Source organism: Pseudomonas sp. PLB05 (genome assembly GCF_021106615.1).
Taxonomy (GTDB): domain Bacteria; phylum Pseudomonadota; class Gammaproteobacteria; order Pseudomonadales; family Pseudomonadaceae; genus Chryseomonas; species Chryseomonas benzopyrenica.
Genome location: NZ_JAJOHO010000006.1, coordinates 148,926 through 155,187, shown reverse-complemented (window position 1 = coordinate 155,187; position 6,262 = coordinate 148,926). Strand labels below are relative to the sequence as shown.

Here is a 6,262-nt window from a genome sequence, read left to right as displayed (position 1 = left end):
TCGTATGCATACGACAAGATGGCCGGTGCCTCGGCCCGGTGCCTGGTGCCCGATTTGGGTAGCTCGATATTGTCGTATGCATACGACAAGACGGTCCGGTGCTCCCCGGCGCCGGCCGCTTCCACCCTGGACGTTCAGGATTTGTCGTATGCATACGACAAGATGGCCGGTGCCTCGGCCCGGTGCCTGGTGCCCGATTTGGGTAGCTCGATATTGTCGTATGCATACGACAAGACGGTCCGGTGCTCCCCGGCGCCGGCCGCTTCCACCCAGGGCGCCCGGGATTTGTCGTATGCATACGACAAAATCGACGAGGCTTCGGACCTGCGCCTGGCGCCCAATATGGATGGTTCAGACTTGTCGTATGCATACGACAAAACGATCCGGTGCTCCCCGGCGCCGGCCGCTTCCACTCTGGGCGCTCGGCATTTGTCGTATGCATACGACAAGATCGCCATCGCCTCAGACCTGCGCCAGGTGCCTGATCTGGTTACTTTGGTTTTGTCGTATGCATACGACAAATCGGTCCGGTGCTCCCCGGCGCCGGCCGCTTCCACCCTGGACGTTCAGGATTTGTCGTATGCATACGACAAGATGGCCGGTGCCTCGGCCCGGTACCTGATGCCCGATCTGGGTAGCCGGATTTTGTCGTATGCATACGACAAGATGGCCGGTGCCTCGGCCCGGTACCTGGTGCCCGATCTGGGTAGCCGGATTTTGTCGTATGCATACGACAAAACGGTCCGGTGCTCCCCGGCGCCGGCCGCTTCCACCCTGGACGTTCAGGATTTGTCGTATGCATACGACAGGATGGCGGGTGCCTCGGCCCGGTACCTGATGCCCGATCTGGGTAGCCGGATTTTGTCGTATGCATACGACAAAACGGTCCGGTGCTCCCCGGCGCCGGCCGCTTCCACCTGGGACGTTCAGGATTTGTCGTATGCATACGACAAGATGGCCGGTGCCTCGGCCCGGTACCTGGTGCCCGATCTGGGTAGCCGGATTTTGTCGTATGCATACGACAAATCGGTCCGGTGCTCCCCGGCGCCGGCCGCTTCCACCCTGGACGTTCAGGATTTGTCGTATGCATACGACAAGATCGCCATCGCCTCAGACCTGCGCCAGGTGCCCGATCTGGCCTCTTCGGCTTTGTCGTATGCATACGACAAAACGGTCCGGCGTTCTGCTGTGCAGGCCGCCTCCACCCTGGTCGCTCAGGATTTGTCGTATGCATACGACAAATTGGATGACCCCATTTATAGCTTCTGGGCCAACCGGCGATTAGCGCCGACCACGATTGGCCTCCCTCGCCAATCAGTAGGCTATGAGTCCGCTCCGCCTGATACAGGCCCACCACCACCACCTCACATAGACCGGCGCCGCCAAATCGGTAGGACGCCCAAGAAACCCGCCACTAGGCGGGTTTTTTTATGCCTAGGAAAAACACGATGACCACCCTATGCACTGTGAACGACCTCTACCATCACAGCAGATCGAAGCCCTTCACTATGATTCCCGTCACCTACCTGAGGCATCTCCAGCGCGCCGCTGAGATCGGCCTTGATAGCTTCGGAATGTGGCTCTCGCTTTACGATCTCTGCAGCAGCAATCCGAACATGGAGCGGGAGATCAGCTGGTCTTTCCTCGCGAAGCGTTTTGGGTTTTCAGAGAACACGGCCAAGCGCTTGTGCAAGCGACTGGTCGAGCGGGGGCTGCTTGAGGTCGTGGTACGAAGAGCAGAGAACGGCATGAGTCTGCCGAACGTCTTCCGCATTAGGCTCAGCGAAGTGATCCTGGCCAAGCTGAATGTCAGCTGCCCTGATCGAAAGCAGCGCGAAGCTGCGCTCGAAGGGTTAGTCGAGACCCTCGAGACCAGCGGGAGAAGTAACCACGTAGAAGGGGAGATCGGTGTGAAGCCGACGGGTATTCGTCAACCGGACGTGCCGAAGTCCACTGCCTCTACCCAGGGTGAGCTATCGGCTTCTGAAGGGCATTCAGATCAAATGGCAGTAACGGTGGAAGCGCACGGTGACGGGATATCCACCGGTGGTGACGTAGAAAGCATTTGCGGAGACGTAAAACAGGCGTGCGACACGGAGGTAGATGCTGCAATGGTCATCCAGGCAGCAGCTCGGAGAGAAGGCCGTTCACTCACTGCCATCGAGCGGCTTGCCCTCAGAAGCATCGGCACGAAACCGAAAGCGCCCGACGTGCCGAGCCGACTACGTATGGCCCACGATGCCCCTCGCGAAGCCGGTAATCAGGTGCCCGCGGCAGGGGGGCCAAATCTGAAAAGAGGGGGGACCAGAATTGCCCCCCAAGAAATAACTCTTCCGAAAGAAAAAACACAAAACGCGTCGTGGCTTTTTTCAATCATGGAAAAGCTTGTGAAGAGCGGCGTCGCCAGCGATCGCCTACCTCAGTTGGCCAAGGAGGTTTTTCAAAGCCTGCGGAATGGCGCGCTGGCCAAGCACCCAACAGCTAAAGCTATCAACATTGCTGCGAAGCTGATCAGGCAGGGCACGTGGACGACGCCAAGACTTCACCACCCGGCGATGCCAGCCTGATGGCCACGAAGCGATCACTGCACGCCTGGGTATTGGGCAGGGCGGGTGAACACTCAGCGTCGCGATCAGAACTCGAACGCGATCTGCGATGCAGCCGGGTGAATCAGGTGAACGGGTGCATCCACGATCTGATCGGGCTTGGCCGCGTACAGCTCCGCATAACGAGCCTGACCTCAGAGCCGGTGGTACACGCTACGTCGAGCTTCAACGATCGCGCGACGGTCAGCCGCACGCCTGCGAGCAGTTCAGCTTCCTGCGCGGTTGGGATACAGGTGGGCCAACCCGAGACGTAGTGGAGATGCCGAGGGATCGTCGCCTCCGCAGATTCGCGTATGCGGCATACCTCTTTCGCATTACGGATCCGCGCCAATGCCTTGTGGTCGAGCAAATGAGGGGCGATGTCGCCCAGCCAGGCGCCGGACTGAAACGAAAACGAAGACCTCGCTTCAAGGGCAACCATCCGGCGATAGGTATCCTGGTTGCTCGCGCAGGCGGCGGAAGCGATCAAATCAGGCTTGGAGGCCATGATGCAGAACGAGCAGCTCACTCGGCTCATGCCGTAACGCGTGTAGGCCTCGTGCAGCTCTCGGCCGTGGCCGGCAATCTCGCCCAGTACCTCAGGCAGCGTCCATTCGATGATCGAATTCCACACCAAGCCTTGCAGGCCGCGCCGGCTGAGTCGGGTGTCTATCTTGGATACCGGCATCTTGCTGCGGCTGGAGCTTTCCTGGCGACGGATGCCAGTGACGTTGATGATGTCTCGTTCGGGAAACCGCTTCTTGAGGTAGCTGGCGATCACCGCACTCTTGAGCTCCGAGGTGCAGAAGCGCATCGAGGGCGTGCTCCAGGGCAGGATCAGCTTCACGCACGAAAGCTCAGCGTAGCGACGAACGTTGTTCTCCCAACGGCCCTCCCATCGCTCCATCATCCCGCCCGCCTCACGGCGAACGACGGCGAGCTCCCAGCCGATCGTACTCGCCAGTTCCTCGCACTTGGGGAGGCTCTGCTCCCACTCCACCGAGCCAAGATCGGCATGGATCAGCAGCCGAGGCCCACGGTGGCCAACCTGGTCGAGGTAGGCGGCCGTTGCCAGTGCACAGGCGTCCGAGTCCTTGCCGCCGCTGACGCCGATGGCGACCACGGCATCACGGGAGAGGAGGGCATCGATTTCAGCAGTTCGGGCGACGACAGACATGGGGAGATCCGCAGTTGGAAGGACCTCTGCAGGATCTCCCACTCTCCAGGAATGCAACGTTTGCATGTTTTGCGTCCATGCGGGATTGCCCTTGCATTCTCAGGAAGGGTGCCAGGGTATCGGGGTACCCCTCATGGACCTGAGACGATGGATATCCGCTACGACGACTTCGTGGACTTACTCGAGCACCTTGCTCACGCGCCGGCGAAAGACATGCCGCCAATGACCGTCACATCGGTGATCAAAAAGGCGCGAGGCACCGGCAATCCGCGCTTGCACTACGCCCGCGGCCACGTGACGGTGACGTTCCAGACACAGTATGGGCCGTTGCAGATCGGTAAGGCGTGGGTGGCCTACCCAGGTCCGGATGACGATACGACCGAGTGGGAGGTGTTCATGGCGGTCGAGCTGCACGAGCAGACCTGGTCATTTGGCGACACCCGTATTGTCGACGAGCACGGCGCCTCGGCATTGATCGGAGCGGGTGACCTGTGCATAGAGCTGATGGATGCGATCAGTTGGGTCGGCTGGGAACCCTATGTCGAAGCCACCCTGCCACCGCGTGAGGCAAGCTGGAACGCGGTCAAGGAGCAATACCCTGACATCCGGGTCGACCCCTGGGGCGCGGGGTGGGGGAAATCAGGCAGGAAAGGTAGGAAGGGCCGAAAGAACCGCAGCGGAAAAGGCCGATCGGGCAGAAAATCCGGAATGGCGCGCCGAGGGGGCAAATAATGCGCAGTAGCAACCTACAGACGATCGATGAGCCGGTGTCCTGTCCATCCGGCGGAAATCGGGAGCATTTCTTCATCAAACGGCACTACCAGGGTTCAGGCGATTACTTCGTCGACCTGGGCGGAGGCACTGCGGACAACACCAACATGTACTCGAACCTGAAGGTCCGCGATGGGAAGATTCTCTACTGCGCCGACTGCGATGAGCCGGTTGCCCAATGGCGCCCGGGTGACCTAGGTAGGGTGCTGTCGCGGCGCGTCGGTGAAGAGGGGAGGGGAGATGGATGAGCTAAAGCCTGCAGGCGCCGTCTGGCACCTGCTCCACCTGCTCCACCTGGTCTCGCTGGATAAGCCGCCGCAGGGCAAGCCGTGCAACGGATGCGGCCTGTGCTGTATTGCCGAGGTGTGCGACCTCGGCAAGGAGCTGGGTGACGAGGAGAGCTGCCGAGCTTTGATCTCGCTCGGTACCGGCCGCTTTGCCTGCGGGCTGGTGGCCGATCCTTATCGCTTTCTGCCGCCGGAGCGGTTGGTGCCTTGGCATGCGATCGACCAGCTTGCCCCGGGCGGCCAGGGCGAACAGGCCTTAAAGGCGCATTTCGCCGGCCTGCTGGGCGTTGGCCGCGGGTGTGATGCTGATGACGAGGCGATCCAGGCGTTTCAAGACGAGGCGGATGCACACCGCCAGTTGCCTCTCTTGTGATGCAACAACAGCAGGCCCTGGGCGTTTACCCCGCGCTGTCTCGCACCTAGCCCTGGAGCATCGTGGGCGGGGCGTACCCATGACCCGAATCCATATGGGGCGCTACGACTCCAAAGGTAACGACCTGGCGCAGAGTTAGACGAGCAAGACGTTCCCGGACCGGGATGCTGTTCGGTATGCAAAGGCGCCGGAGATAATCGGACTTCCACCGTTTAGATCCGAGAAGTCACGAACAAGGCAGTTGTTGTCGTTTTCGCAGGATTGGCCCTCTTGGGCTGTAAAGATGAAAAGGTTGTGCAGACCAAGCAGTGGTACAAAGACCACGACAGTGAGCGCAAAGCGCGGGTAGAGGTCTGCCGGAATGACGTAAGGGAGGAGGCCACGCCCGACTGCCAGAACGCTCTAGAGGCGGAAGCATCGGTGTTCCTGTTTGGTAAGAATCCTTCCGATAATAGGTCGCCGGATATCACTCCCCGGTAAGGCCTTGCTCTGCCAGCGGCAGACTGGCAGGCCACCGGGTGCCCACACCTCGCAAAGGGTGCGTCATCGCCAACAGCGCGGATAAGGTCTCGGCGCGCCAGCGGCTTGCTGCAGAGCCGCCGAGGCTTCGCGTGACCGGTATCTGGTGATACGCCATCAGCCCGCTATAAGCTGTCCTCCTCTCCGCGGCTCGATGGCGGCATACTGACCTGACAAGCCGCCCCCAGGAGAATCGCAGTGATCAAAAACGGTATGCCGCCGATACACCCGGGCGAGATCCTCAGGGAGGAGTTCCTGGTGCCGCTGCAGACCGACATACTGGCGTTTGCTGAGCGGCTTGGCGTTCCGGCCGCTACGATTGAGGCGGTGGTGAATGAGCGCGCGCCTGTGACGCCTGAGCTGGCGTCGAAGTTGGCTGCACTGTTCAAGACATCGGAGGGTTTCTGGCTGTCGTTACAGGCCACCTACGAAGAGAGAAGTACAGCGGTCGCCCAACAGGCTGGCGGGACCATGCCCGCGTGCGGAACGAAGCAATAGCGTATGGCATTTCGACTGCATTCCGCTGCGCAGGCGACACGCCGATATTCAG

The 6,262-nt window shown here is 60.6% G+C and carries 8 protein-coding genes; 7 read left to right on the top strand and 1 reads right to left on the bottom strand.

The window, feature by feature from the left end:
- Together LRS53_RS22260 and LRS53_RS22255 are read left to right on the top strand one after the other, a co-directional pair.
- Nucleotides 1-1,452: hypothetical protein (locus LRS53_RS22260; protein WP_231357369.1), on the top strand; the 1,452-nt coding region annotated here is incomplete at its 5' end.
- Entirely contained in the window at nt 1,449-2,567 is a 1,119-nt protein-coding gene (locus tag LRS53_RS22255; protein WP_231357368.1) for a hypothetical protein, read from the top strand. The genes LRS53_RS22260 and LRS53_RS22255, both read left to right, overlap by 4 nt.
- A 103-nt stretch (nt 2,568-2,670) precedes the next feature.
- Here the strand turns inward: LRS53_RS22255 and LRS53_RS22250 are convergent, their stop codons facing one another.
- Complete coding sequence (locus LRS53_RS22250) at nt 2,671-3,762, bottom strand: phosphoadenosine phosphosulfate reductase domain-containing protein (protein WP_231357367.1); 1,092 nt, start codon at nt 3,760-3,762, stop codon at nt 2,671-2,673.
- A 147-nt stretch (nt 3,763-3,909) separates the two neighbouring features.
- Between LRS53_RS22250 and LRS53_RS22245 the strand changes: the two genes are divergently transcribed.
- The 5 genes from LRS53_RS22245 to LRS53_RS22230 all read left to right on the top strand — a co-directional run bounded on the left by LRS53_RS22245 (nt 3,910) and on the right by LRS53_RS22230 (nt 6,210).
- Nucleotides 3,910-4,494 (top strand): hypothetical protein, encoded by a 585-nt coding sequence (locus LRS53_RS22245; RefSeq protein ID WP_231357366.1) that lies wholly within the window; start codon nt 3,910-3,912, stop codon nt 4,492-4,494.
- Nucleotides 4,494-4,781, top strand: a complete 288-nt coding sequence (locus LRS53_RS22240; RefSeq protein ID WP_231357365.1) for a hypothetical protein — start codon at nt 4,494-4,496, stop codon at nt 4,779-4,781. The genes LRS53_RS22245 and LRS53_RS22240 overlap by 1 nt, the downstream gene beginning before the upstream one ends.
- Nucleotides 4,774-5,193 carry a hypothetical protein gene (locus LRS53_RS22235; protein ID WP_231357364.1) on the top strand — a complete coding sequence of 140 codons (420 nt, stop codon included), beginning with the start codon at nt 4,774-4,776 and terminating at the stop codon, nt 5,191-5,193. Before LRS53_RS22240 ends, LRS53_RS22235 begins: the two co-directional genes overlap by 8 nt.
- A 216-nt stretch (nt 5,194-5,409) precedes the next feature.
- Nucleotides 5,410-5,673: an EexN family lipoprotein gene (locus LRS53_RS24070; RefSeq protein WP_442968542.1), complete on the top strand. Its 264-nt coding sequence runs from the start codon at nt 5,410-5,412 to the stop codon at nt 5,671-5,673.
- 237 nt (nt 5,674-5,910) lie between these two features.
- Nucleotides 5,911-6,210: a HigA family addiction module antitoxin gene (locus LRS53_RS22230; RefSeq protein ID WP_231357363.1), complete on the top strand. Its 300-nt coding sequence runs from the start codon at nt 5,911-5,913 to the stop codon at nt 6,208-6,210.
- The last annotated feature ends 52 nt before the right edge of the window (nt 6,211-6,262 follow it).

Bases quoted from the DNA above. Each gene is read 5' to 3' on its own strand.
- LRS53_RS22255 (WP_231357368.1), top strand. From the start codon at position 1,449: ATGACCACCCTATGCACTGTGAACGACCTCTACCATCACAGCAGATCG.
- LRS53_RS22250 (WP_231357367.1), bottom strand. From the start codon at position 3,762: ATGTCTGTCGTCGCCCGAACTGCTGAAATCGATGCCCTCCTCTCCCGT.
- LRS53_RS22245 (WP_231357366.1), top strand. From the start codon at position 3,910: ATGGATATCCGCTACGACGACTTCGTGGACTTACTCGAGCACCTTGCT.
- LRS53_RS22240 (WP_231357365.1), top strand. From the start codon at position 4,494: ATGCGCAGTAGCAACCTACAGACGATCGATGAGCCGGTGTCCTGTCCA.
- LRS53_RS22235 (WP_231357364.1), top strand. From the start codon at position 4,774: ATGGATGAGCTAAAGCCTGCAGGCGCCGTCTGGCACCTGCTCCACCTG.